This window comes from Microcoleus sp. Pol12A5, from assembly GCF_036701435.1.
Taxonomy (GTDB): domain Bacteria; phylum Cyanobacteriota; class Cyanobacteriia; order Cyanobacteriales; family Microcoleaceae; genus Microcoleus.
In genome coordinates this window covers 1-23,673 of sequence record NZ_JAUBQU010000009.1, presented here as the reverse complement: position 1 = coordinate 23,673, position 23,673 = coordinate 1, and the positions used below count along the sequence as shown (strand labels likewise).

General features: G+C 46.8%; 21 protein-coding genes. 13 read left to right on the top strand and 8 right to left on the bottom strand.

Features of this window, described 5'->3' with window-relative positions:
- Nucleotides 1-414: 414 nt before the first annotated feature.
- The 5 genes from QUA45_RS04190 (at nucleotide 415) to panB (ending at nucleotide 5,491) form a co-directional block, all read left to right on the top strand.
- Nucleotides 415-2,172 carry a serine/threonine-protein kinase gene (locus QUA45_RS04190; protein WP_333150389.1) on the top strand — a complete coding sequence of 586 codons (1,758 nt, stop codon included), beginning with the start codon at nucleotides 415-417 and terminating at the stop codon, nucleotides 2,170-2,172.
- A gap of 64 nt (nucleotides 2,173-2,236) precedes the next feature.
- Nucleotides 2,237-2,671 (top strand): hypothetical protein, encoded by a 435-nt coding sequence (locus tag QUA45_RS04185; RefSeq protein ID WP_333150387.1) that lies wholly within the window; start codon nucleotides 2,237-2,239, stop codon nucleotides 2,669-2,671.
- 101 nt (nucleotides 2,672-2,772) lie between these two features.
- The gene (locus QUA45_RS04180) at nucleotides 2,773-3,609 is read left to right on the top strand and encodes a hypothetical protein (RefSeq protein ID WP_333219621.1); all 837 of its coding nucleotides are present in this window, start codon (nucleotides 2,773-2,775) and stop codon (nucleotides 3,607-3,609) included.
- Between the two features lie 66 nt (nucleotides 3,610-3,675).
- Nucleotides 3,676-4,092, top strand: a complete 417-nt coding sequence (locus tag QUA45_RS04175) for a hypothetical protein (protein WP_333219619.1) — start codon at nucleotides 3,676-3,678, stop codon at nucleotides 4,090-4,092.
- A 622-nt stretch (nucleotides 4,093-4,714) separates the two neighbouring features.
- Nucleotides 4,715-5,491 (top strand): 3-methyl-2-oxobutanoate hydroxymethyltransferase, encoded by a 777-nt coding sequence (gene panB / locus QUA45_RS04170; protein ID WP_333096059.1) that lies wholly within the window; start codon nucleotides 4,715-4,717, stop codon nucleotides 5,489-5,491.
- A 61-nt stretch (nucleotides 5,492-5,552) separates the two neighbouring features.
- Here the strand turns inward: panB and tatA are convergent, their stop codons facing one another.
- A complete protein-coding gene (gene tatA, locus QUA45_RS04165) occupies nucleotides 5,553-5,744 on the bottom strand; it encodes a twin-arginine translocase TatA/TatE family subunit (protein WP_333096060.1) in 192 nt (63 codons plus the stop codon).
- A 128-nt stretch (nucleotides 5,745-5,872) separates the two neighbouring features.
- Here tatA and QUA45_RS04160 point away from each other — a divergent pair, with 128 nt between their 5' ends.
- From QUA45_RS04160 to QUA45_RS04145, 4 genes are all read left to right on the top strand, one after another.
- Entirely contained in the window at nucleotides 5,873-6,610 is a 738-nt protein-coding gene (locus tag QUA45_RS04160; RefSeq protein WP_333096061.1) for a phycocyanobilin:ferredoxin oxidoreductase, read from the top strand.
- Nucleotides 6,611-6,681: 71 nt separating this feature from the next.
- A complete protein-coding gene (locus QUA45_RS04155) occupies nucleotides 6,682-8,325 on the top strand; it encodes an HlyD family efflux transporter periplasmic adaptor subunit (protein ID WP_333096062.1) in 1,644 nt (547 codons plus the stop codon).
- Between the two features lie 143 nt (nucleotides 8,326-8,468).
- Nucleotides 8,469-9,629, top strand: coding sequence for an ABC transporter permease DevC (devC, locus tag QUA45_RS04150; RefSeq protein WP_333096063.1), 1,161 nt, complete (start codon nucleotides 8,469-8,471; stop codon nucleotides 9,627-9,629).
- 122 nt (nucleotides 9,630-9,751) lie between these two features.
- Entirely contained in the window at nucleotides 9,752-10,474 is a 723-nt protein-coding gene (locus tag QUA45_RS04145) for a DevA family ABC transporter ATP-binding protein (protein ID WP_333096064.1), read from the top strand.
- Nucleotides 10,475-10,491: 17 nt separating this feature from the next.
- Here the strand turns inward: QUA45_RS04145 and QUA45_RS04140 are convergent, their stop codons facing one another.
- Nucleotides 10,492-11,403: a hypothetical protein gene (locus tag QUA45_RS04140; protein ID WP_333096065.1), complete on the bottom strand. Its 912-nt coding sequence runs from the start codon at nucleotides 11,401-11,403 to the stop codon at nucleotides 10,492-10,494.
- A 413-nt stretch (nucleotides 11,404-11,816) separates the two neighbouring features.
- Nucleotides 11,817-11,963, bottom strand: coding sequence for a hypothetical protein (locus tag QUA45_RS04135; protein WP_333219617.1), 147 nt, complete (start codon nucleotides 11,961-11,963; stop codon nucleotides 11,817-11,819).
- On the opposite strand from QUA45_RS04135, the gene QUA45_RS04130 reads away from it, so the two are divergent.
- Complete coding sequence (locus QUA45_RS04130) at nucleotides 11,940-14,000, top strand: DNA polymerase III subunit gamma/tau (protein ID WP_333219615.1); 2,061 nt, start codon at nucleotides 11,940-11,942, stop codon at nucleotides 13,998-14,000. The genes QUA45_RS04135 and QUA45_RS04130 overlap by 24 nt on opposite strands.
- Before the next feature lie 2 nt (nucleotides 14,001-14,002).
- On the opposite strand, the gene QUA45_RS04125 is transcribed toward QUA45_RS04130, so the two are convergent.
- The 5 genes from QUA45_RS04125 to QUA45_RS04105 all read right to left on the bottom strand — a co-directional run bounded on the left by QUA45_RS04125 (nucleotide 14,003) and on the right by QUA45_RS04105 (nucleotide 19,035).
- Nucleotides 14,003-14,764: a GNAT family N-acetyltransferase gene (locus tag QUA45_RS04125; protein WP_333219613.1), complete on the bottom strand. Its 762-nt coding sequence runs from the start codon at nucleotides 14,762-14,764 to the stop codon at nucleotides 14,003-14,005.
- A gap of 26 nt (nucleotides 14,765-14,790) precedes the next feature.
- Nucleotides 14,791-16,134 (bottom strand): ATP-dependent protease ATP-binding subunit ClpX, encoded by a 1,344-nt coding sequence (clpX, locus tag QUA45_RS04120; RefSeq protein ID WP_333096069.1) that lies wholly within the window; start codon nucleotides 16,132-16,134, stop codon nucleotides 14,791-14,793.
- 9 nt (nucleotides 16,135-16,143) lie between these two features.
- A complete protein-coding gene (gene clpP / locus QUA45_RS04115) occupies nucleotides 16,144-16,833 on the bottom strand; it encodes an ATP-dependent Clp endopeptidase proteolytic subunit ClpP (protein ID WP_333066788.1) in 690 nt (229 codons plus the stop codon).
- 347 nt (nucleotides 16,834-17,180) lie between these two features.
- On the bottom strand, nucleotides 17,181-18,596 hold the full coding sequence (gene tig / locus QUA45_RS04110; protein ID WP_333219611.1) for a trigger factor: 1,416 nt from the start codon (nucleotides 18,594-18,596) through the stop codon (nucleotides 17,181-17,183).
- Between the two features lie 181 nt (nucleotides 18,597-18,777).
- A complete protein-coding gene (locus tag QUA45_RS04105; RefSeq protein ID WP_333219609.1) occupies nucleotides 18,778-19,035 on the bottom strand; it encodes a hypothetical protein in 258 nt (85 codons plus the stop codon).
- A gap of 118 nt (nucleotides 19,036-19,153) precedes the next feature.
- On the opposite strand from QUA45_RS04105, the gene QUA45_RS04100 reads away from it, so the two are divergent.
- The 3 genes from QUA45_RS04100 to QUA45_RS04090 all read left to right on the top strand — a co-directional run bounded on the left by QUA45_RS04100 (nucleotide 19,154) and on the right by QUA45_RS04090 (nucleotide 23,371).
- Nucleotides 19,154-20,197 (top strand): aspartate-semialdehyde dehydrogenase, encoded by a 1,044-nt coding sequence (locus QUA45_RS04100; protein ID WP_333219607.1) that lies wholly within the window; start codon nucleotides 19,154-19,156, stop codon nucleotides 20,195-20,197.
- A 106-nt stretch (nucleotides 20,198-20,303) separates the two neighbouring features.
- Nucleotides 20,304-21,227: a 4-hydroxy-tetrahydrodipicolinate synthase gene (gene dapA / locus QUA45_RS04095; protein ID WP_333219605.1), complete on the top strand. Its 924-nt coding sequence runs from the start codon at nucleotides 20,304-20,306 to the stop codon at nucleotides 21,225-21,227.
- A 260-nt stretch (nucleotides 21,228-21,487) separates the two neighbouring features.
- A complete protein-coding gene (locus QUA45_RS04090) occupies nucleotides 21,488-23,371 on the top strand; it encodes a ribonuclease J (protein WP_333096075.1) in 1,884 nt (627 codons plus the stop codon).
- The last annotated feature ends 302 nt before the right edge of the window (nucleotides 23,372-23,673 follow it).

The window sequence follows — 23,673 nt, the reverse complement described above, 5'->3', positions numbered from 1 at the left end:
ATTTCGAGCGAGCGAAAGATATTGTGCAGCGAGCCGAACAGCGGATCAATACGGTTTATGTAAAGAATTTAATACTTAAAAATCAGAATTGGTAATGGGTAATGGATCAGGGCTAAGTAGTTAGAAATACCTAAAGTTGTGGTTGGTAGTTGAGATCGATCTCAACAGCAATCCAGTATGCAATCTAAAATCCAAAATCCACAATCTAAAATCTAAAATCCCGTGACTTCCAGACCCTCAACTCAAAAATCGACAGCATACCACATAATATGGACAGGACTTGTGCAGCAAGAGCAAGCTCGTTTCTCAAACCAAATCCGTCGTTACAGCCATTTAACCTCGCTGAAAACCGGGTTTCGGTGTTAGCTGCGCGTAAGTCTACTATGGATATTTAGCCCCATTTTTACTCTGGTTGTGCCTCACCCCCCTTCAAAAGCCGTCCACTGCATCAATCCAGATTGCCCAAGGCCCTACCCTCAGACTTGGGGCAACAATTTTTGTCATAGTTGCGGGGCTCCGCTGCGGCTAAAAAATCGCTACGTGCCTCTAGAAAGCCTCGGTTCCGGGGGCTTTGCAGCAATTTTCACAGTCTGGGACACAGAAACTGAAACCGAGCGCGTCCTGAAAGTGTTGCTCGAAACTTCCGCGAAAGCGCTGAAACTGTTCGAGCAAGAAGCTTGGGTTTTAGCACTTTTGCGGCACCCTGGCGTCCCTAGAGTCGAGCCTGACGGTTATTTTCACGTCCAAACACAAAATTTTGCAGGCGGGGATGGAAATCCTGCGGCGAAGCGACTGCCTTGTTTGGTAATGGAAAAGATTCACGGCAAAACTTTAGAAGAGGTTCTCGACGAGCACCCTCAAGGATGTCCGCAGGAATGGGTGTTTAGTTGGCTGAGTCAAGCTGTGGAAATTTTAGAGGAGTTGCACAGGTGTCAGATTATTCACCGCGACATTAAACCCTCAAATTTGATGCTGCGAGACCCGGAATCGCCCCAAGTTTTGCTAAGCAAGGGTTTGGGCGGACTGCAATTGGTGGCGATCGACTTTGGGGGAGTTAAACAGATGGGCGGTGTCGAATCCGTGGGGAAAGATTCTCGGAGTTCGACGCGGTTGATTTCGCCCGGGTACAGTCCGCCGGAACAAATTGTGGGAGGCGGTGTCGTGCCGGCGACGGATTTTTATGCGCTGGGGCGGACTTGCATTCACTTGCTGACGGGGAAGTATCCGGCGGAAATTGAAGATCCGATGACGGGAGAGTTGCGGTGGCGTCACATTGTATCGGTGAGCCCGCCTTTTGCGAATTTGTTGGACGATATGGTGCGATCGAATGTACAGCAGCGTCCGGCGACTGCGGGCGAGGTTCGGGCGCGTTTGCAGGAGATTTATGCTAGGAGTAAGGGCAAAATCGCCATAGCCCCAATGGGTCAAGCTATTTTAGAATTCTGTCGGCAAATAGTGGTGGCAGGGGCGCAAAAAACGGCAAGTTTGACGGTTTTGCTGTTCGGCGCGATCGCTCAAATCGTGGTAGCTTCTCTGGATACCGGCTGGGAAATGGTGCTCGGTGCCGTTGGTGGAAGTGCGGGGGCGATCGGCGGTTTGGTTTTGGCCTATGCTTCGCCTATTGGCCCGGAAATTGCCCGTTTTCTGAATGAAGGTTTGCAGCAATTAATTCCTAATATGACTTTCGCTGTCGGGCCCGAAGTGCTGCTGTTTGGGTTGGCGGGGTTCGGAACTGCGATCGGTTTGACGGATGCGGGGAGTTTTCGCCAGCAAAAACAGTATTGGCTGTCTGGATTGATGGGAGCTCAGGGTTATTTGTTGGCGGGTTTGTGCTGGATGGAAGCAACAGCTTCTAGTGGTGTGCAGGGGGTTATTTTGGGAGCTTTTGCGATCGCCTCTTTGACTGTGGGAATGGGTTTGCGGAGCCATCAATTAGTTCACGCTTTGGTAGTGGCTGTTTTCTCTACGGGAATGTTTCTGTTGCTGAATGCTTGGAACATTTTTCCGGGGAGTTTCTTTGGGATTTTGTCACTGTCTAACGTTACCTTCGGCTGGCTGCAAGTTTGGGGTTCAATTGTGTTTTTTGGTTTGTTGGGAAGTGCGATCGGGCTTTGTTTGGGAGTGAGTCATTATTTAGTTGTGCCCGTGCTCAGGTGGTTGGGCTGGCGCTAGGAATTAACACCAAATCACTATGCTAATCGAGTCGTTATCAATTAAGTCTGTCTCAAGATTTTCAATGGTTGGTGCTCTGGCGATCGCCCTTGTCCTCAGCAGCCCCAATCTAGCCAAAGCCGAATCGCGAGAACAAGCCGTCGATCGATTGACCGATTTCTTATTCTACAGGGTTAATCCTCAGTTAAACAATCGCAAACTCCAACCGGGCGATCGCGAATATAGCAATCAATGGCGGAGATTGCGCGAAGCGATCGATCCGCGAGTCAAGTCGGTACAAGAAGTCTGCTTTAGGTCCGCCCCAGGAGATACAGGATGGGAATTCACGACAATTAACGGCGAAACCTACGAACAAACCTACGATTTACTTGCAGATACAATTTTTTACAGTCGCCATCCTCAACGAACCGGACAGCAAATTCCCAAAAGCGATCGGATCGGCATTAGTGAATGGTCAGCAATTCGACGCGAAATGTATATTTCCAATTGTGGACTGTGAGACTCGATCTCCTTACACCGCAGCATCGATCGAATATAACTCCTATAGTAGAGGTCATCTCTACACAACTCTGTAAAAAGAAAGGTTTTAAACCAAAGAGTATGAAAAGTTGGATATGCGATCGCAATCTTGTTACAACCAGAATTATTGCACCCTTGATGGGACTAATCGCCATTGGACATACAAGTTTGGCGGATGCTGCCCCGCAGCCACAATTTCCCAGCATAAATAGTGCAAACATCGATACAACAAGTAAAAAAAATTACCTGAATAATCCCGAAGAAAATTTAACAATCGAGGTTTTAAATAAAAAAGTTCAAGTCAGCCTTGAAAATTCTGTAAATGCCCCTGGAAAAATACCTCTTCAACAAGGTATGCCATACGAAGAGGCGCGTCAAATCCTAATTCAACAACGGTGGCAGCCCAGCTTACAGGGTCAACCCAACCTCAGAGATCGTTCGGTTAAAGAGCTATTTGATTTGGGATATAAAGAAATTAAGGATTGTTCTGGTACAGGAGAGGGGCCTTGTCGTTTTGAGTTTATCAATCAACAAGGAGAACTGCTAGTTATAGTCGCTACGACAAGAGGTTCGGAAAATACAAAACGTTTTGTGAGGAATTGGTGGATTGAGAAAAAGACAGATAGCAATCAACAAAACTCGTCATCAAACATAATTCAAGAAGGTCGTTATTGGTTGGGAGGTACGGATCAGGGTTTAGAGGTCAAGGGAAAACAATATCGATATTATGACGAGTCTAATATCGAGCGACCGTGGCAACCTTTCTCTGAGTTAAAATATATCAAAAAAGGCGTTGTGTTTGATGGTAAAAATTATTGGTGTTTATCTACTCTCGCACCTCAAACAGGAGTAAGTTATTGTTCTAGAGATGGATGGCAACAAAAGATTGATCGCCAGCTATATCGGGGAAATTCATAATTTTTATTGGGTTTAATCGTGCTAACTAAATCACTTTCAATTAAGTCAAAATCGAAGTTTTTAGGGGTGTGTGCATTAGCTATATTCCTTGTACTCGGTGGTTCCAATCTAGATAGTGCTACAGCGCGCGATTATGAATCACGCACTCAAGCTGTGGATAGGTTTACGGATTGGTTTTTTTATAGAGTGAATCCTCAATTAGGAGGTCGCAAATTGCGAGCGGACGATTCTTCCGTCTACATCCGCGAATGGAATGCTATTCGCAATACAGTCGATCGAGAAATGATTGCTACACCAGGAGATTGCGTCGGTGATGCTTTCTGGGACTTCGATTATCGTTCTCACGGGCGATCGCTCGATCGGATTGCAGATACAATTTGGGATATCCGCGATCCATCGGGTGACAAAACTCGTGCAGATGTTTCTCAACAAGAATGGCAGAAGCTTCGTAATTCAATAATTAGAGAGCATTTTTGCTATTAATTTGCAACTTTTTTCACCCCAAATTAAAGAATAAAGCACAACCGCGACCTCAGTTACAAATATTATTAAAACACAGATATAACATGTAAGCTGTTCGACATTCAAACTGCACTATTTGTGAGCCTGACCCCATACTGCAAAAGGTTGAGGCAATAAATTTAAATGACTAACAGCTTACCATTAATTGTACTATTATCGCTCAGTTAAGTTTAACATTAGTCGGTGAAATTCCCGGAAAGACACCAATGGGAACAAGAAAATTTATTCGGTTCAAAAATGTTGGCTTTGCCGTAGCTGGACGAGAAGGCAGGTAGGATTGTGTTGTAAAACGTCCCGCAGAAGAAGAACCTTGAATCAACTTAATTATCCAGGAAGATTTGGGTTGAGAAGGGGACTTGAAAAATCAGGGGTTGATTGTTTGGCCTGCTGAGGGAATGCAAAGTTATATTAGCGTATACAATTTATATAATTTTCTCATCTTACTCTTAGTCCCCCTCTCCTGGAACTAAAGTTTGACTCTTAAGCGATTTCAATAGCAAAATGATAAATAATATAACCTGCGATCGCCCGGATTTGATATCATAAGTAATAGCAGGAGATAATATTATATTTTTGCACTAAAATGTCAGTCACGACTCATCAATTAATTCAGTGGAAACAACAACGGCGACCAATTGTCGCGCTGACAGCTTATGATTATGCGATCGCCCAACTGGTAGATCGAGCAGGCGTAGATATCATCCTAGTCGGCGATTCCTTCGCAATGACAGTCTTAGGCTACGAAACAACCTTGCCCCTCACCCTAAATGAAATGCTGCACCACGCTAAAGCAGTGCACCGTGGAGTTAAACAAGCATTAATTGTGGTCGATTTGCCGTTTTTGACTTACCAAGAAAGTCCTCAGCAAGCCCTGCACTCGGCGGGGAGAGTTTTGAAAGAAACAGGCGCTCAAGGTGTAAAATTAGAAGGTGGATATCCAGCAATGGCGGTCACAGTTTCGCAGCTAACTTCCGCCGGAATTCCGGTGATGGGACACGTCGGCTTAACTCCGCAGTCGGTACACCAACTCGGCTACAAAAAACAAGGAAAAACAGCCGAAGCAGCCGATCGCATCATAGCAGAGTCGATCGCGCTTCAAGAAGCAGGTGCCTTTGCGATCGTCTTAGAACACATTCCCGCCGACTTAGCCGCTCAAATTACCCAAAAATTAACTATTCCCACCATTGGTATCGGCGCCGGGCCGCACTGCGACGGTCAAGTTTTAGTTACTTCCGATTTATTGGGACTTTCCGAAAAACAACCACCTTTTGCGAAAGCTTACGCCAATTTGCGAGAAACAATTACCCAAGCTGTGAAAGATTATTCCCTTGAAGTTAGAGAAGGCAAATTTCCCGAATAGGTTGTTAGTGAGGGCTTCAACCCTTAAAAAGGAGGAATAAAATCCTCACTACAAACCTAATTTACACTTTCGGCTGGCCCTCTTCCTCTTTATCCTTCTCAACAGGTTCAGCCTCAGATTGACCAACCCCTTCCTTAAAACTCCGCAGCGTTTTGCCCAACGCATTTCCTAACTCAGGAATCTTCTTGGGGCCGAAAATTAGTATGGCCACCACCGCAATAATGCCCATTTCGGGCAATCCCAGACCAAACATACAAAATCTCCTCTAAAACTTGCTCGATCGTAAGTCAATCTACTGATATTGTTAAAGTATCTACCTTTTTTCCTGCATCCTGCAACAGTAGAATCAAGTTTTATTAAGCTATCCCCCGATAAATAGGAATGTTAGAAATATCCCAGCCTTCCCTCCGCGAACAACAGCACTACCTCATCCGCAATTTAGCAGACCGGATGGAAGCAGTATGGCACCGTTATCTAGACCTGGAACCCTACCACCTGCCCGCTGAGTTGGGATACGTAGAAGGGCGCTTGGAAGGAGAAAAACTGATCATTGAAAACCGCTGCTATCAAACGCCCCAGTTCCGCAAAATACACCTCGAACTCGCTAAAGTCGGGCCGGTACTTGACATACTGCACTGCGTGATGTTTCCCAGACCGAATTATGCTTTGCCGATGTTCGGTACGGATATAGTAGCAGGCAAAGGCCAAGTTAGCGCCGCGATCGCAGACCTTTCTCCCCTCAATCGAGATCGAACTTTGTCGGAAACCTACCGAACCCAACTGGAAATTTTGCCGGTCAACCAATTTTCTTGTCCCCGCCAAATTCCCGAATGGGGGGATATTTTCTCAGAATTTTGTCTGTTTGTGCGGCCAGAGTCGATGGAAGAAGAAAACAGATTTTTGGACATAGTTGAATCCTACGTGGAAATTCACTGCAAACAGGCAGTCGCCTCTGAACCAGTATCTGCCACCGAAGAATCGAAAATTCTCGACGCTCATATTTACTACTGTAGCCAGCAGCAGCAAAACGACAAAACCCGCCGCGTACTCGAAAAAGCTTTCGGTCAAGATTGGGCCGAACATTACATGACCGAGGTGCTTTTTGATTTCCCTAAATAGCTGAAATTTGTTTACAATACTTAATAGTAGGTGGGCAAAACTTAATTAGGAAATCACCTACTTTATAAGTAATGGTAAAGGAATCACGGTTCAAGGATAAATCATTTTTAAAACCCCCAGGACGAGGAGTCATCGGTTTAGCGATCGCGGCAACTCTCATTACCACAGGAGTTGGTTTTTGGCAAGTATCTCAACTTAGAAAAGCCGAAGAGTTAAAGGCTGCGGCTGCAACGGCTGCTGCAACTTCCGTCGCCACCCGCACCAGCGTTACCGCTTTGGGTAGGTTGACTCCGCAGGGGGAAGTTATCAAATTGTCGGCCCCTTCGGCGTCGGAGGGAGCAAGAATTGAACAGTTGCAGGTGGAAGAGGGAGATCGAGTCAGTCAAGGACAAATCATAGCAGTTCTCGATACGCGCGATCGGCTCCAAGCAATCCTCCAACAAGCCGACAAAGAAGTCAAAGTCAAACAAGCAGAATTAGTGAAAATTCAAGCAGGCGCAAAAACAGGCGTTGTCGGCGCTCAAAAAGCCGAAGTTGCCAAGTTTGAAGCACAAGTGCAAAGGGAAACCGAAGGCGAAGCAGCCAATATCGCCCGCTTAGAAGCTCAACTGCGAAGAGAAACCGAAGCCGAACAAGCTAACGTCGCCAAATTCGAGGCACAACTTCAAAGAGAAACCGAAGCCGAACAAGCTAATCTTGCCAAATTGGAGGCACAACTCGAAAGAGAAACAGAGGTGCAGCAATCCAAATTGGCTAGGCTAGAAGCTCAATTGCGTGGGGAAATTGCCTCTCAAAACGCTACAGTCGATCGGCTAAAAGCCGAATTAACCAACGCCGAAGCCGAGGAACAACGCAACAAAGAACTTTCCGAAACAGGCGCAATTTCTGCTTCCGCCTACGACACCAAGCGCTTAGCAGCAGAGACGGCTCGCCAGAGAGTCAAAGAAGCTCAAGCTGTATTAGAAAAAACAGTGCAAACACTGCAAGAGCAAATAGTCGAAACTAAAGCCACAATCAAACAAACAGTAGAAACAGGCAAGCAGGAAATCAATCAATCCCGAGCCAATCTCCGACGCAAGTTAGAAACAGGTAGGCAGGAAATTAACCAAGCCAGAGCCACCTTAAATCAAAAGATAGAAACCGGTAGAGAACAAATCAATCAAGCCGAAGCAATACTAAAACAAAAAGCAGAAACTGGCCAAGAACAAATCAATCAAGCCAAAGCAAATTTAGACCAAATTGCCGAAGTACGTCCCGAAGACGTGCAAGCCGCCCAAGCCGCCGTCGAAAGTGCGATCGCCACCAAACAAAAAGCTCAAGTAGACTTAAACTTAAGTTACATCAAAGCACCCGTATCCGGCTACATCCTCAAAGTGCACAGCCGACAAGGAGAACGTGTCAACACTCAAGAGGGCATCGTAGAACTAGGCAGCACCGACCAAATGTACGCCGTAGCAGAAGTTTACGAAACCGACATCGCCAAAGTGCGAAACGGTCAGCGCGCAACAGTCACCAGCCCGGTTTTTACAGGCACTGTGGAAGGAACAGTCGATCGCATCGGCAAACAAGTCGGCAAAAAAGATGTCCTCAATACAGACCCCGCAGCCGACACCGATGCGAGAGTTATCGAAGTAAGAATTCGCCTCAATCCAGAATCTAGCAAGAAAGTTGCAACCCTAACAAACTTGCAGGTAGAAGTAAAAATAGACATCTAAAATGGGTAATTTGTAATTTGTCACAGGAGCGCTCGATCTTGTTACTCATTACTCGTTCTTCCCTCTTACTCCTTCCTTATTCCCTTTTCCTTATTCTTCCTCCTTCCTTCTTCCCTCTTCCTTCTTCCTTATTCCTTGATTGTATGGCAAAAATACCACTAGCTTGGGCACAATTAACCCGCGAAAGAATGCGTTTAGTAATCGCGCTAGCAGGCATTGGATTTGCCGACTTACTGATGTTTATGCAGTTTGGATTTAGAGACGCGCTATTTGAAAGCTCCATCACCTTTCACTCGAAGTTAAAAGGGGATATTTTTATCACCAGCACTCAATCTACGGCTTTAATAGCCATGAAAAGTTTTCCCCAGCGTCGCTTGTATCAAGCTTTGAGTTTTGACGGCGTTACAGAAATCAGCCCGGTATATTTAGGCTTTGGATTGTGGAAAAACCCCGATCCCAACCAGCGAAATACTCGCCAATTGATGGTCATCGGTTTTGACCCCGCTCATCCCATCTTTGATCTGCCTGAAATCCAAAATAATTTGGACAAAATCAAAATTTCGGATGTGGTTTTATTTGACCAAGCTTCCCGGCCGGAGTTTGGGCCGATAGCAGAATATTTTAAACAGGGAAAAGTTGTTGAAAGTGAAGTTGACAATCGCCGCGTTAGGGTAGATGGTTTATTTACTATAGGGGCTTCTTTCGGTGCCGACGGAAATCTTGTCACCAGTGATTTGAACTTTATGCGAATTTTTTCGACCCGGAGAACAAGAGGTTTAATCGATATAGGTATTGTTCACTTGCAGCCGGGAACAGATGTTAAGGTGGTTGTTGATAAAATGAGGGCAACTTTGCCGAAAGATGTGAGAATTTCTACTAAAGAAGAGTTTGTAAATTTTGAAAAGAAATATTGGCAGGAAAGTACCTCAATCGGATTTGTTTTCACTCTCGGCGCGGCAATGGGCTTTATCGTTGGGATAGTGATTGTTTATCAAATTCTTTATACTGATGTTACCGATCATTTACCCGAATACGCTACGCTGAAGGCGATGGGATATAAGGATATTTACTTTTTGGGTGTGGTGTTTCAAGAGGCTTTGATTTTGGCAATTCTTGGCTATTTGCCAGGGTTTGGAGTTTCTTTGGTGCTGTACAATTTAGGGAGAAATGCTACGAGTTTGCCAATGTATATGACTTTGGCGAAAGCTATGACTGTTTTTATTATGACAGTTGTCATGTGTTCTGTGTCGGGGGCGATCGCAGTTAGGAAGTTGCAGGCGGCTGACCCGGCGGATATTTTTTAAGGAAGGAAGAAGGAAGTTCGGCAACGAGCACTGTACAAGATGTAACGGATGTAACGGATGTCAGGAAGAAGGAAGAAGGAAATACCAATTACCAATTACGAATTAACAGCTACAAATTACCAATGAATACTTTACCAGTAGTCTCAATTAAAAATCTCAATCATTCCTTCGGCGAAGGACAACTTCGCAAACAGACATTATTTGACATCAACCTCGAAATTTATCCCGGCGAAATCGTGCTGATGACTGGGCCTTCTGGGTCTGGTAAAACAACATTGTTAACCTTGATTGGAGCTTTGCGATCGATCCAAGAAGGTAGTTTGAAAATTCTCGACCAAGAATTGCGGGGAACGCCGAAAAATAAATTAGTTAAAGTCCGGCGCGACATCGGCTATATTTTCCAAGCTCACAATTTGCTCAAATGCTTGACAGCTAGGCAAAATGTGCAAATGTCTTTAGAACTGCACAGTCATCTTTCTCCCCGAGAAACTAATGATAGAATAGAGGGAATGCTGCAAGCTGTAGGCTTGGGAGAAAGAATAGATTATTACCCAGACAGTCTTTCTGGCGGCCAGAAACAAAGAGTTGCGATCGCCCGGGCATTAGTCAGCCAGCCAAAATTAGTTTTAGCAGACGAACCCACAGCAGCACTAGATAGTAAATCAGGTCGAGATGTGGTAGAAATTATGCGAGGTTTGGCAAAAGAACAGCACTGCACTATTTTGCTTGTAACCCACGACAACCGCATTTTAGACATAGCCGATCGCATTATTCACATGGAAGACGGCTACCTCGCCCAAGATACATCAACAACGGCGGCAATCGGCGTTCTTTCGGGAAAATAATATTAATCCACCTCAACTTATTTCCTCGAACCTGGACGCTTTCCTCCTACCTTGGCAGGACTTTTTGTTGCACCTTTGGCTGTAGTTTTAGAACTACTTTTGCCACTTTTTTGACCCTTAGCTCCTACCAATTGGCTATCATTGGCATTGGTAGGCCGGCCGGCAGGCGTTCTCGTAGTCCTAAAGGTAACATTCACCCCTTCATTCGACTGTTCCAGCACCAACATCGGCGTCGGCTTGGCTTTTTGATCCCACTCAATATGAACGATGCGACCTTGAATTGTTGGCTGCCAACTGTCGTGATCGTCTGAAGGACTCAGATAAGTTTCCAAACAGTCAATAATTTGATTAATTGTCGCTGATGTTGCCTGAGTCGGCAGTTTCATCAACTTAATTTGAATCCGAAACAGCACGCGTTTTTCTATTTTTATTGCCGGATCGCCAGTTTCGTATTCGATATCAAACATCGAATCCACTTGCCTGCCGCTGCCCGCATTCCCATTTTTATCTCCCACTGCCCCCTGAGTCGGACGCAGGGCAATACTAATTTTTTCTTTAACTTTTACCTTGATCTGGTTCACAATGGCAAAGTGAAAGACTTCTTCCGCCATCCGCATTCTCAGGTAGTCTAAATTAAAGTCTCGCGAGTGGATAAGGTCGGGATTCTTTTCCATCTTTAACATGGTTTCCAGAGCCATTTTGTATTTTTTCTGGAGTTCTCGATTTCTAAACTCCTCAAATTTGAGCTTTTTACTCAAATCGTCGAGTTTTAGCTTGGTAAACACCGCTAAACCGATAAGCAATAACAACAGTAATCCCGACCCTCCCATTAAGAGTTGGTCTGAGGACGGATCTCCGGGTTTAGCCTTTTTAGGTTTGGGAGAGGCTACTGCCAACCTTGGTTCTACAAGGATTATTTGGGTTGACATGGGCTTTTAAAGGGTAAAATTTGACGCTATATTTATACAGGACTCCAGAGTAGAGCTGGTAGTGCAACTGGATCAACCAACATTGACATCATTCCACCATCATCTTGGTACAACTGGATTTCTGCAACTGGAGCACGCACCCTCTAATTAATACTTTATCTTTAACTGCAAGCAGGTTTCCGAAATATCGGAAAATCGCGCGCTGGCACTGGCCAATAGAAATGGTGAATTGTCTGTAATATATTATACCTATACAGCTAAAAAAATGTTTGTTCGGCGGTCTCCGTTTCTAGCAAAATAAAAAGAAATACACATAAATTAATAGTAACTCTGGGAGCCAGCAGCGGAAAACATCAAGGAGAACAGCCGATCGCCCGGACGATCGAGGGGCGGACGTTGGAGAGTGATAATTCCTACTGTTGGCTGACTCCCGCCGTGCCAGCCCACCGGGCGGCTTGCTGTGAAAGTCGAGCTGCGGTGCGATCGAACAACGTCTCCTTAGCTAAGATTACAGCTAATACCACCAATATTCGATCGTGACCTACGAACCCCTGCACCACAAATATCGCCCTCAGACATTTGCCGAATTAGTCGGTCAAGAGGCGATCGCCCAAACCCTCACCAGCGCCATCCTACAAGAGCGCATAGCACCAGCATATCTATTCACCGGCCCCAGAGGCACCGGTAAAACCTCCAGTGCCAGAATTTTCGCCAAATCCCTCAACTGTATTTCTACGGTTTCCCCCACCCCGACACCCTGTGGCAAATGCAACGTTTGCCAAGAAATTGCCCGAGGTTCGACACTAGATGTCATCGAAATTGACGCCGCCAGCAACACGGGAGTAGATAACATTCGGGATTTAATCGAAAGATCTCAGTTTGCTCCCGTACAATGCCGCTATAAAGTATATGTAATCGACGAAGTTCATATGCTCAGTACCCAGGCATTTAATGCCTTATTAAAAACATTAGAAGAGCCGCCCGATCGCGTTGTATTCGTTCTCGCAACAACCGATCCACAAAGAGTATTACCAACTATTATTTCTCGTTGCCAAAAGTTTGACTTTCGTCGCATCCCCCTCGATGCAATGATTGCTCACTTGCACAAAATTGCTAAATTAGAAAATATCAATATTGCCAGTGATGCAGTACAAATGGTTGCTCAACTTGCCCAAGGAGGTCTGCGAGATGCCGAAAGTTTGCTCGACCAACTAAGCTTATTTCAGGGTGAAGTAACAGTCGAAAAAGTTTGGGATTTAGTCGGCGCAGTCCCCGAAAATGACTTAATGGATTTGCTGCAAGCTATTGATACAGATAACGCTACAGCACTAATAGACATGACCCGCCACCTCATGGATCGCGGTCGGGAACCGTTAATCGTGCTGCAAAGCCTCGCGAGCTTTTACCGAGATTTGCTAATAGCCAAAGCTGCCCCGAAACGGTCAGATTTAGTAGCTTTAACATCTGCAACTTGGGAAAAACTGCGGGATTTTGCCCGCAATTGGGAGGCGGAGTTAATTTTGGCAGGCCAGAAACATTTGCAAAACCACGAAGTGCAAATTAAAAACACTACTCAGCCGCGTTTGTGGCTGGAAGTAACGCTGTTGGGATTGTTGCCATCAGCAATTAGAACTCAGTCACAAGCAACAGCGGAACCAGCGAAAAATATTGCTCCATCACAAATTCACCCCCCCCAACCCCCCCTTGCTAAGGGGGAGAGTCAGATATCTAATATTGAACAATCTTCAGTTTCCAATTCGCAAAATTCTCCGCCTCACTCGCCGCCTGTGGCTAATCGAACAGAAAGCCCACCTCCTGCGCCGATTACCGCACATGTACCAACTGCTGAAACGACTCAAGCAAATTATTATTCACCCACTAATTCAGCCGATGAAATCGATTTAAATCGAGTGTGGGAACAGGTACTTGAGCGTGTGCGGCCGCATGGAACTCAATCGCTGCTTCGCCAACATGGACAGCTAGTAATTTTTAGCAATAATACTGCTCATGTGAAAATTAGTTCGCAGCCGTTGCTCAATATGGTTAAAGACAAAGTAGCTAATATTGAAGAAGCTTTTTTGCAAATTTTTAACCGTCGAGTAACAGTAAAAGTGGGCTTGACAAATCCCGCTGAAAGTAATAGTTCTCGCGCCAAGGATGTGCCTAGTTCTAACGGACGTGTTGGCGAAAATCCCAGGAATTCTCATCCTGCGGATGATGCGGGCCAAAAGGTGCAGAACTCGGCGGCTTCTGAGATTACAGATGATTTTTTGGGCAAGGGTAGAGAAGAACAAAAACACCCGCTAGCGGCTGAAAATACCGCCGTTAATGTGCCGACAACTTCCGAATCGCGATCGCCCACAAACGGCTCTACCGACTCTCAAAATGACTTTAACGCTCAGGCTGTAGCGGTGCGTGATGACGCGGGAGATGTCGCAAATTCGGCTAGGAAGTTGGCTGATATGTTTGACGGGGAAGTAGTCGATTTGTCGGAAGACTTGGAGATTTGGGAATCGGAAACTTTTAGATTGGAATCTGAACCGGATTTTTCCGAGTTATCTTCTGAGTTAGGTGAGGATGATTTTATAGATTGGTAAATCTATGCTTGCGGCAGCGAAATGTTGCACATTTCGCCGGTCGCACAAAATCCAGCGCGGGTGTAAACTCGGAATTCCTCCTCGTGTCCCGCCATCAAAAACGCCACCGCAACACCCGCGTCGAAAGCTTCTCGCAGCAGCCGGGCCGTCAAAGCCCCTGCTATGCCCCGCCGGCGAAAAGGGACGCGCACGCCGATACCGGCGACTTCTGTCGTCTGATTTGCCGGCGCAGTACACATTCCAGCCCCCGCAGGTTGGCCCGTTGCTGCTACGCGAGCGAGTACGGCCAGGCCACCTGCGGCCAGAGTTTTCCGAAGACTGTCAACGTCTTCAGGGGTTGGTGCAGCCTCTGTGAAAGCCTCGTGTTGCGCCGCGGCTGTACCGAGGATCTCGGCCTCGGAAACTGGCAAAATTAGTTGGATGCCTGGGGGGACGGGAAGCAATTTCTCGGAACCCGGAGTGCAAGTCATCAGCGGCAGGCGTCCCTCAACGGTGAAACCGGCCGATAATATCAGCGTTTCTTCGACAGCAGGGGCTAGTTTCGCGACATACTCCAAACGCGGCTTTCGCCCGCGCACAGAGTACGCAGCGATTAGGGCCTTGACATCGGCGAGGGAGGGTGCGGCGCCGTCGTCGGGAATCGCATAGTTCAGATAAGGGTTGGTGCTGTGGCGGCTGAAGGTAGCGAGGAACGGCCCGATCCGCTCGGTGTCGCGCTGCTGGCTCGCAGCAAAGCGCAGGTATGATTGAATGCGAGATTGCATAAGTGGCTGTGCTGAAAACCTTGCTTTTAAGCTGACTCTGGCTTGGGCAGCGAAGACGGAAGTACCAACAGCTCGGCGGTCGATCGCTTCTCGACCATTTCCTTAGTAATCGTACACCGGGCAACATCCTTGCGCGACGGCAACTCGTACATCACATCCAACATCAATTCTTCGACAATTCCCCGCAGCGCCCGCGCTCCTGTTTTGCGGCGGTATGCTTCCTGGGCGATCGCCCGAATCGCCTCTGGCTTAAAGTCCAACTGCACGTTATCCATCTTCAGCAGCTTTTGATACTGCTTAACCAAAGCATTGCGGGGCTCCGTCAAAATCGCCATCAGCGTTTCCTCATCCAGCGGTTCTAACACCGCCGCCACCGGTACCCGCCCGATAAACTCGGGAATCATCCCAAACTTCACCAAATCATCCGGTTCCAGTTGCTTGAGTACATCAGCAGCCCGCTTTTCCTTCGGCTGAGCCTCTCCGGGCTGAATAAAGCCCATTGACTTTTTACCCGTTCTCTGCTCTATCACTTTTTCCAGACCGACAAAAGCACCGCCGCAGATAAACATGATATTGCTAGTATCAATTTGGATGCAGTCTTGATAGGGATGCTTGCGGCCGCCTTGGGGAGGTACATTGGCGATCGTCCCCTCCAGCATTTTCAACAGCGCCTGCTGCACGCCTTCCCCCGACACATCCCGCGTAATCGAAGGATTTTCGCTCTTGCGGGCTATTTTGTCAATTTCATCAATATAAATAATTCCGCGCTGCGCCTCTTCCACGTCCATATCTGCCACTTGCAGCAGCCGCAGCAAAATATTTTCCACATCTTCCCCGACATAGCCTGCTTCCGTCAGCGTCGTCGCGTCAGCCACCGCAAACGGCACGTCCAGCATATCCGCCAACGTCTGAGCCAGCAGAGTTTTTCCGCAGCCGGTCGGCCCGATTAACAAAATATTCGATTTTTGCAGTTCTACTTCTTCCGGCGGGTGTTTGCCGCTATTTTTTGCATGGATAAAGCTCAGGCGCTTGTAGTGGTTGTAAACTGCCACCGAGAGCACCTTTTTCGCCTCATCTTGCCCGATCGCATTTTCGTCGAGGTAATTTTTAATTTCCCTCGGCTTGGGAATTTGGCTCATCGACATACTTTTGCCCGAGGTACCGCGGCGCTTTGGCGTCGTTTCCTGCTTCGGAGCCGTCGCTGCTGCCGGAACTGCACTCGAATCAAACAACTCCTCATCTAAAATTTCATTGCACAAGTCAACGCATTCGTCGCAGATATACACCCCTGGCCCTGCGATCAACTTGCGTACTTGCTCTTGAGACTTGCCACAAAACGAACATTTTAGATGGGAGTCGTACTTAGACATAACAGCCTCTTAATTCAGTGCAGTGACATTCTCTCCCGCCGCCGGAAGGTTTTCTTTAGCGATAACTCGATCGACCAAACCGTAATTTTTGGCTTCCTCGGCTGACATAAAAAAGTCGCGCTCTGTATCAGCCTCTAATTTCTCGATCGGTTGACCTGTGTGGTGCGCTAGCAGTTGATTCAGCTTACGCTTATGATAAAGGATTTCTTTGGCTTGAATCTCAATATCAACTGCTTGACCTTGAGCGCCTCCAAGCGGCTGGTGGATCATAATTCGGGAACTCGGAAGAGACATCCGCTTACCGTGAGCTCCTGCTGTCAGCAGAAAAGCGCCCATACTCGCTGCCAAACCGTAACAAATCGTCACCACATCGGGGCGGATTTGCTGCATTGTGTCATAAATTGCCATGCCGGCCGTCACCGAGCCGCCGGGGGAATTTATGTACATTTGGATATCTTTTTCTGGGTCTTCGGCATCCAGATACAATAGCTGAGCCACTATCGAGTCAGCAACTTCGTCGGTTACGGGAGTTCCTAAAAACACAATTCGCTCCCGCAGCAAGCGCGAGTAAATGTCAAAAGCCCGCTCGCCCATCCCCGACTGTTCTAGTACCATCGGCACTACATTGCTGGGGCTAGAACTGACATCAAAATCGTTATAGCTTGTAATTAGGTAATTGGAAGATTGAGATACAACCATAAGACACCAGTCAAGGATTCTAGACAATTTGCTGCTGCTGATGAAAGCTTTAAATTAAGCCGCCAGCTTTTAACTATTATGCCTCTTCTGAACGGATATCGGGGGAATGGGGAGTTTTGAGTTTTGAAATTGCTTTCTGCGCTGGGCGCAACGCTGGAGTGACTTGCAAGGCTCGCGGGGTGAATGAGTTAAAACACTTACTGGTACATCATCCCTACTTCTAGTAGACACCCCGAGGTTTTAGTAAGGATCGGGCGCACCCGGAGCTTGTAGTTAAGGCTCGGGTGCGCCGTTCAAATCACGGTTGATTTCATGCCCCCAATTAGGACATTTGAACACATTAAGTTCTATTCTTCGCCTACGACTTCCACTTCGACGCTCGTGGCTGCTTCTGCTGAATCTCCAGCGTCTGATTCTTCTGATTCTGCTGCTGCGGGAGTCAGAGAGCCTTCAGGTACGAGTTCGATTGTCCCTTTTTCTTCCAACCATTTCAGGGTTTTTTGTTTGAGCAAGTCTTCCCTTACAAATTCCTGCAACCTTTGGGGGTCAAAATCTCCTTTGGGAAACTGCTTTCTGATTTTTGCCACTTCTGCTGCTACTTCTGTGTCTTCCACAGATAAAGATTCCAGCTTAGCTACTTCTGCCAGAGCTAGAGTCTGCTTGAGCCGCTCGATTGCTTCCGGGCGCGAGCGTTCCCGCATCGGGCCCATATTTTCTTCCGTAAACAGTTGGTTGATATCTATGCCGTAATTTTTCAATTGGACGGCTTGTTGATTCAACAAATAATCGATTTCGCGATCGACCATTGTTTCGGGAATTTCCACGTCTATTAGCTGCACGAGGGCTGCTGATATAGCTTTTTCCTTATTAGCTGATGTCTTGTTTTCTTGGTCTGCTTTAAACCTAGTTTCGAGAGATTCGCGCAGTTCTGCTAAAGTTTCAAACTCACTGACTTCTTGGGCGAAGTCATCGTCCAACTCCGGCAATTCTTTTTCCTTAAGTTCTTTGAGGGTAATCGTAAAGACTGCCGGTTTTCCCGCTAATTCTTCACTGCTATATTCATCGGGGAACTGCACGGAAACTTCTCTAGTTTCTCCCGGATTCATCCCGATCATACCTTGGATAAAGCCCGGTACAAACTGATTTTCCGATAATTCTACTTGGAAGTCTTCTGCTTCGCCACCGGGAATTTCTGCGGGAGTTTCGCCTTCGGGTGCTTCCGCAAATCTACCGGAGAAATCAACCAAAGCCACGTCTCCCAACTGAGCCGGCCTGCCTTCTACAGGGATTAAAGTAGCTTTGTCCGATCGATATTTTGCCAGTACCTCATCTACCTGAGCCTCATCATACTTAGCTTCTTCTGCTTGAAGCTGCAAACCTGTGTACTGACCCATTTTCACTTCGGGTTGTACATCAACCTTCGCCGAAAAAATCAGAGGCTGTTCTGGATCGAACTTAGCTAGTAACTCTTCAAATTCTGTGCGCAGTTCAAAACTGCCAATTGCCGCAATTTTTTCTTGTTCGAGGGCTTTTTGCAGGGAATCATTAATCAAATTTTCCAAAGCCGTCGCTTTCAAGCGAGTCTGGCCTAGGCGCTGTAGCAAAACTTGACGGGGAACTTTGCCTTTGCGGAACCCAGGAATATTAACCTCGCGAGCAAATTGTTTAATTACTTGCTCGTAAGCTTGTTTTGACTTTTCTGACGGTACTTCGATTTCCAGACCAATTTGGCTAGCTGGAAGTTTTTCCTGGGTTACTTTCATCGGCTTTTTTGATATTTAACAATAGTGTAATAAAATACATACAAATCTGACTTTGCCTGCATTTTAATTTTGTACGCTTTGACTCGTAACGGCACAACTACAAACACCTCTACCGGATGAGACTGTAAGTCCTGACCGGCTACTTTTTGGGCTTTTGCCAAATAGTTTTAGTGTGAGGATACTAGCTTTTGCTGCTAGGAAAGTGGAGGTTAAGTCCACTAATCGCCGATGCACCATAGCATATATTGCCCTCAGATGTCAATGTCTTGGGCATCCCGTCAAAGTTAACGGATGCGCCTGCTGCCAGAACGATGCGGATTGGCGCGGGGCGATCCTCTTCGAGGGCTTCGCTAACGGCAAAAGATGCTAAACTAGAAGTGGGTACGATCGCACGGCTCAATCGGGAAGTTCGATCGCCTGTTTCCGTTAACTGCACCATTGCTATCCTCTCATGCTCCCGATCTGGCATAACATTAATTAAGTTTGATATTGAGAATTGCAGTTATTTAAATTTTTGATTTCGATCGTTGAAACTATAATTTCTGGAGGAAACTAATTTGTCTCAATCCTATCGAGTTGCCATTTTAGGAGCTACCGGCGCTGTCGGTGCCGAGTTGCTAGAACTATTGCACAGCCGGAGTTTTCCGATTTCTAACTTGAAGCTGCTGGCTTCGGAACGTTCAGCAGGCACAACTTTGTCTTTTGGGAGTGAGATGCTGCCGGTCGAAGCAGTTGCGGCGCGATCGTTTGATAATGTAGATCTGGTGCTCGCCTCGGCCGGCGGCTCTACTTCTAAGTTGTGGGCTCCGCAAGCGGTGGCAGCCGGAGCAGTGGTTATTGACAATTCTAGCGCTTTCCGCATGGATGCGACCGTACCGCTAGTGGTTCCAGAAGTCAATCCCCAAGCGGCAGCAGCTCACCGAGGTATAATTGCTAATCCCAACTGCACGACTATTTTGATGGCAGTTGCGGTTTGGCCACTTCACAAAGTTATGCCGGTCAAGCGCATAGTTGTAGCCACTTACCAGTCTGCCAGCGGAGCGGGGGCGAGGGCAATGGAGGAAATGAAAGCTCAAGCAAGAGCAATTTTGCAGGGGGAAACGCCCAAAACAGATATATTTCCCTACCCTTTAGCATTTAATTTGTTTCCGCACAACACCCCGATTAATGATTTGGGGTATTGTGAAGAAGAGATGAAAATGGTAAACGAAACTCGGAAGATATTTGGCACGGACGAGATTAAAATTACGGCAACTTGTGTGCGGGTTCCCGTACTGCGGGCTCATTCGGAAGCGATTAATCTAGAGTTTGCAGAGCCTTTTAGCGCGATCGAGGCGAGGGAAATCTTAAAGCAGGCAAGCGGGGTTAAGCTGGTAGAAGACTGGCAAGCTAATTATTTCCCGATGCCCGCAGAAGCCAGCGGTAAGGATGAGGTGTTAGTTGGCAGGATTCGTCAAGATATTTCTCACCCCTGCGGGTTGGAGATGTGGCTATCGGGCGATCAAATCCGCAAAGGGGCGGCTTTAAATGCGGTGCAGATAGCTGAGTTGCTGGTAGAAAAAAATTTGTTGCGAACCCAAGTGGCGGTGGCTTCTAATTAGGGGAACCCTCGTAACTTGAAAATTGAAATTGGGGATTTTAGATAAACCTTTCATCTGAAATCAAAAATTTAAAATCAAAAATCAACAGTCTAAAATCGGAGAAAGTGTGGTAAAGTTTGGACGGGTTCTGACTGCAATGATTACGCCGTTTAAGGAAGACGGCAGCGTCAACTATGCGGTAGCAGAACAATTGGCAGTTCATTTAGCCGATCGCGGTACAGATAGCTTGGTAGTGTGCGGAACTACTGGCGAGTCTCCCACTATGACCTGGGATGAAGAATACGAATTATTTCAGGTAGTACAAAAGGCGGTGGTCGGTAAGGCGTTAGTAATCGCAGGAGCGGGGTCTAATTCTACTTCAGAAGCAGTCGCAGCTACGAAAAAAGCAGCTAAACTCGGGTTAGATGGCTGTTTGCAGGTGGTTCCTTATTACAACAAACCGCCGCAAGAAGGTTTATACAATCATTTTCAGGCGATCGCGCAATCTGCTCCAGAATTGCCTATAATGTTATATAACATCCCCGGTCGCACTGGTCAGAATATGTTGCCGGAGACGGTGGCTCGATTGGCCCAAATCCCCAACATTGTGGCCGTAAAAGAAGCAAGTGGCAACTTGGATCAAGCAAGTCAAATTCGGTGCTTGACATCCCCTGAATTTGCCATCTATTCTGGAGATGATTCCCTAACTTTGCCAATGTTGGCGGTAGGAGGATCTGGTGTAGTTAGCGTAGCCAGCCATCTGGTAGGAGAGCAACTGCAACAGATGATCAAAGCTTTCGAGGCCGGTCAAGTTCAAGTCGCTACCCAGATTCACTTGCAACTTTTTGACCTGTTTAAAGCTCTTTTTCTCACCACAAATCCCATTCCCGTCAAGACAGCTCTCAAACTTCAAGGCTGGGATGTAGGCTCCACCCGTCCGCCGCTGTGCGATCCGCCCGTTGAGGTAACTCAAAAGTTAAAGGACGTACTGAGTCAGCTAGCAGCAGTATCAGCTAGAAAGACGAGCGGCAACGAGTTTTCAGACAACTGAATATTGGTTGTTATCAGTCATTAGTTCTGAGTCATCAGTCATTAGTAATTAACTGTTAGTAAGTAGCTAACCGTCAAGGATTAAAGACTGAAAATAGAAGAATGAAGGCCAAAGACAACTGACTGTACGGGATAGTAAAACCCGCCAGGGATTTTTCCATAAATATTTGGAAAAATATTCCCCTACCAACGAACAGTAGACGAAAGACGAAAGACCAAAGACCACAGACCAATAACAAAAATAACTAACAAAGGATACGCATGATCAAAAATACAACTGCATCTGCTCTAAAAGTTATTCCCCTCGGCGGGCTGCACGAAATCGGTAAAAACACTTGTGTGTTCGAGTACGGCGACGAAATAATTCTTTTAGATGCCGGTTTAGCGTTCCCGACAGATGGAATGCACGGGGTAAATATTGTCCTTCCCGACATGACTTACCTGCGGGAAAACAGCCACAAAATTAAAGGTATGATCGTGACTCACGGTCACGAAGACCACATAGGCGGTATCCCTTATCACCTCAAACAATTTGAAATTCCCGTCATCTACGGCCCTCGTTTGGCGATGGCTTTGTTAGCGGGAAAACTCGAAGAAGCCGGAGTGTCTCACCGCACTGAATTGAGAACGGTTCGACCCAGGGATACTGTCAGAATTGGCAAGAATTTCTTAGTAGAATACATTCGCAACACTCACTCGATGGCAGACAGTTTTACTGTGGCAATTCACACTCCAGTGGGAATTGTGATCCACACCGGAGACTTTAAAATTGACCACACTCCTGTAGACGGCGAGCATTTTGATTTGCAAAAGCTGGCCGAGTACGGCGAGAAAGGCGTGCTGTGCTTGATCAGTGATTCTACTAACTCGGAAGTTCCCGGTTTTACTGCTTCGGAACGTTCTGTTGCTCCGAATTTAGACAGAATTATCGCTCAAGCACCGGGACGGGTGATGGTGACAACGTTTGCTTCCTCGGTACACCGATTGCAAATTGTTTTGGACTTGGCTAAGAAAAACAATCGCTATGTCGGAGTAGTTGGCCGGTCGATGCTTAACGTCATCGCTCACTGCCGCAATCTCGGCTACATCAAATGCGAAGATAGTATTTTCAAACCGCTGAAAGAAATCCGCAATTTGGCTGAAGATAAGGTACTGATTTTAACTACAGGTTCCCAAGGCGAACCGATGGCGGCGATGACTCGCATTGCTAACGGCGAACATCACGAACTGAAAATCAGGAAGGGCGATACAGTCATTTTCTCAGCTAATCCGATTCCGGGAAATACGATCGCAGTGGTAAACACGATCGATAAACTGATGATGCTGGGAGCACACGTGGTTTACGGCCGCGACAAAGGCATTCACGTTTCCGGCCACGGCTGTCAAGAAGACCAAAAGTTAATGATTAACATGACTCGTCCCAAGTTCTTCTTGCCGGTTCACGGGGAACACCGGATGCTGATCCAGCACTCCAAGACGGCTCAAAGCATGGGCATTCCCGCTAGCAATATGGTGATTATTGACAACGGCGATGTCGTAGAATTAACTGAAAATTCGATACGGGTGGCCGGTCAAGTGCCTTCAGGAATTGAATTAGTAGATGCTTCTCGATCGGGCGTTGTCAAAGCCAGCGTCCTCAAGGAACGTCAGCAGTTGGCCGGAGATGGCGTTGTAACTGTAGCGGCGGCTTTGAATTGGGAAGGCAAATTAGTTGCAAAACCAGAAGTCCACTTGAAAGGTGTAGTGACATCAGCCGATCGTGCGGAGGTGATCAAATTAATCACTCAAACCATTGAAACAGTTTTGAGCGATCGCTGGTCAGAATTTGTCAAACCCGCCACTGCTGACTCGCAAGTTGACATTGACTGGGTAGGAGTGCAAACCCAAATAGAAAAAGCAATTCAGCGGGTGATGCGCCGGGAACTTCAAAGCAATCCGCTGCTGGTATTCCTGATGCAAATTCCAGAAGAAGCAGTGCGATCGGAAAAAGTAGCAGCATCTCCCGGTTCCCTGGAAGCACCTAAGCTATTATCCTCCCCATCCTCGGCATCGCCATCATCGGCATCATCCCCATCCTTGCCATCTCCTGCCAATCAGGTGACGGGCCGGCGCCGTCCCCGGACTGCTGCAAGGGCAGCTTCTTAGGGCGATAATTCTCGGACGCACTGCGAACCAAGAAAGGAGTTTTAGGTTTTGTAGTTGCGCTTGGACGCCCAAGCGCAACTACAAGCCTAGATTGGATTTCATAAATACATTTCCTCATACCAATTTACTATGAAGCTGCATTTAATATAACGCTAAGGACATAGTTCCAACAAGAAAGACATCAGCCTCATTTAGCTGGGGGGGGTGACAAGGATGGCTAGGAGCTAGATTGAATCTGACTTATAGCCCTCATCCCCTGTTGGTAAAAATAGCGCTTTTGAGGAGTTAATGTCATTAACTCT

Excerpts from the sequence above, each read along its gene's own strand:
- QUA45_RS04155 (WP_333096062.1), top strand. The coding sequence starts at position 6,682 with ATGGTAAAGGAATCACGGTTCAAGGATAAATCATTTTTAAAACCCCCA.
- QUA45_RS04140 (WP_333096065.1), bottom strand. The coding sequence starts at position 11,403 with ATGTCAACCCAAATAATCCTTGTAGAACCAAGGTTGGCAGTAGCCTCT.
- tig (WP_333219611.1), bottom strand. The coding sequence starts at position 18,596 with ATGAAAGTAACCCAGGAAAAACTTCCAGCTAGCCAAATTGGTCTGGAA.
- QUA45_RS04090 (WP_333096075.1), top strand. The coding sequence starts at position 21,488 with ATGATCAAAAATACAACTGCATCTGCTCTAAAAGTTATTCCCCTCGGC.
- QUA45_RS04145 (WP_333096064.1), top strand. The coding sequence starts at position 9,752 with ATGAATACTTTACCAGTAGTCTCAATTAAAAATCTCAATCATTCCTTC.
- clpP (WP_333066788.1), bottom strand. The coding sequence starts at position 16,833 with ATGGTTGTATCTCAATCTTCCAATTACCTAATTACAAGCTATAACGAT.
- clpX (WP_333096069.1), bottom strand. The coding sequence starts at position 16,134 with ATGTCTAAGTACGACTCCCATCTAAAATGTTCGTTTTGTGGCAAGTCT.
- QUA45_RS04185 (WP_333150387.1), top strand. The coding sequence starts at position 2,237 with ATGGTTGGTGCTCTGGCGATCGCCCTTGTCCTCAGCAGCCCCAATCTA.
- tatA (WP_333096060.1), bottom strand. The coding sequence starts at position 5,744 with ATGTTTGGTCTGGGATTGCCCGAAATGGGCATTATTGCGGTGGTGGCC.
- QUA45_RS04105 (WP_333219609.1), bottom strand. The coding sequence starts at position 19,035 with ATGGTGCAGTTAACGGAAACAGGCGATCGAACTTCCCGATTGAGCCGT.
- devC (WP_333096063.1), top strand. The coding sequence starts at position 8,469 with ATGGCAAAAATACCACTAGCTTGGGCACAATTAACCCGCGAAAGAATG.
- QUA45_RS04160 (WP_333096061.1), top strand. The coding sequence starts at position 5,873 with ATGTTAGAAATATCCCAGCCTTCCCTCCGCGAACAACAGCACTACCTC.
- panB (WP_333096059.1), top strand. The coding sequence starts at position 4,715 with ATGTCAGTCACGACTCATCAATTAATTCAGTGGAAACAACAACGGCGA.
- QUA45_RS04125 (WP_333219613.1), bottom strand. The coding sequence starts at position 14,764 with ATGCAATCTCGCATTCAATCATACCTGCGCTTTGCTGCGAGCCAGCAG.
- QUA45_RS04180 (WP_333219621.1), top strand. The coding sequence starts at position 2,773 with ATGAAAAGTTGGATATGCGATCGCAATCTTGTTACAACCAGAATTATT.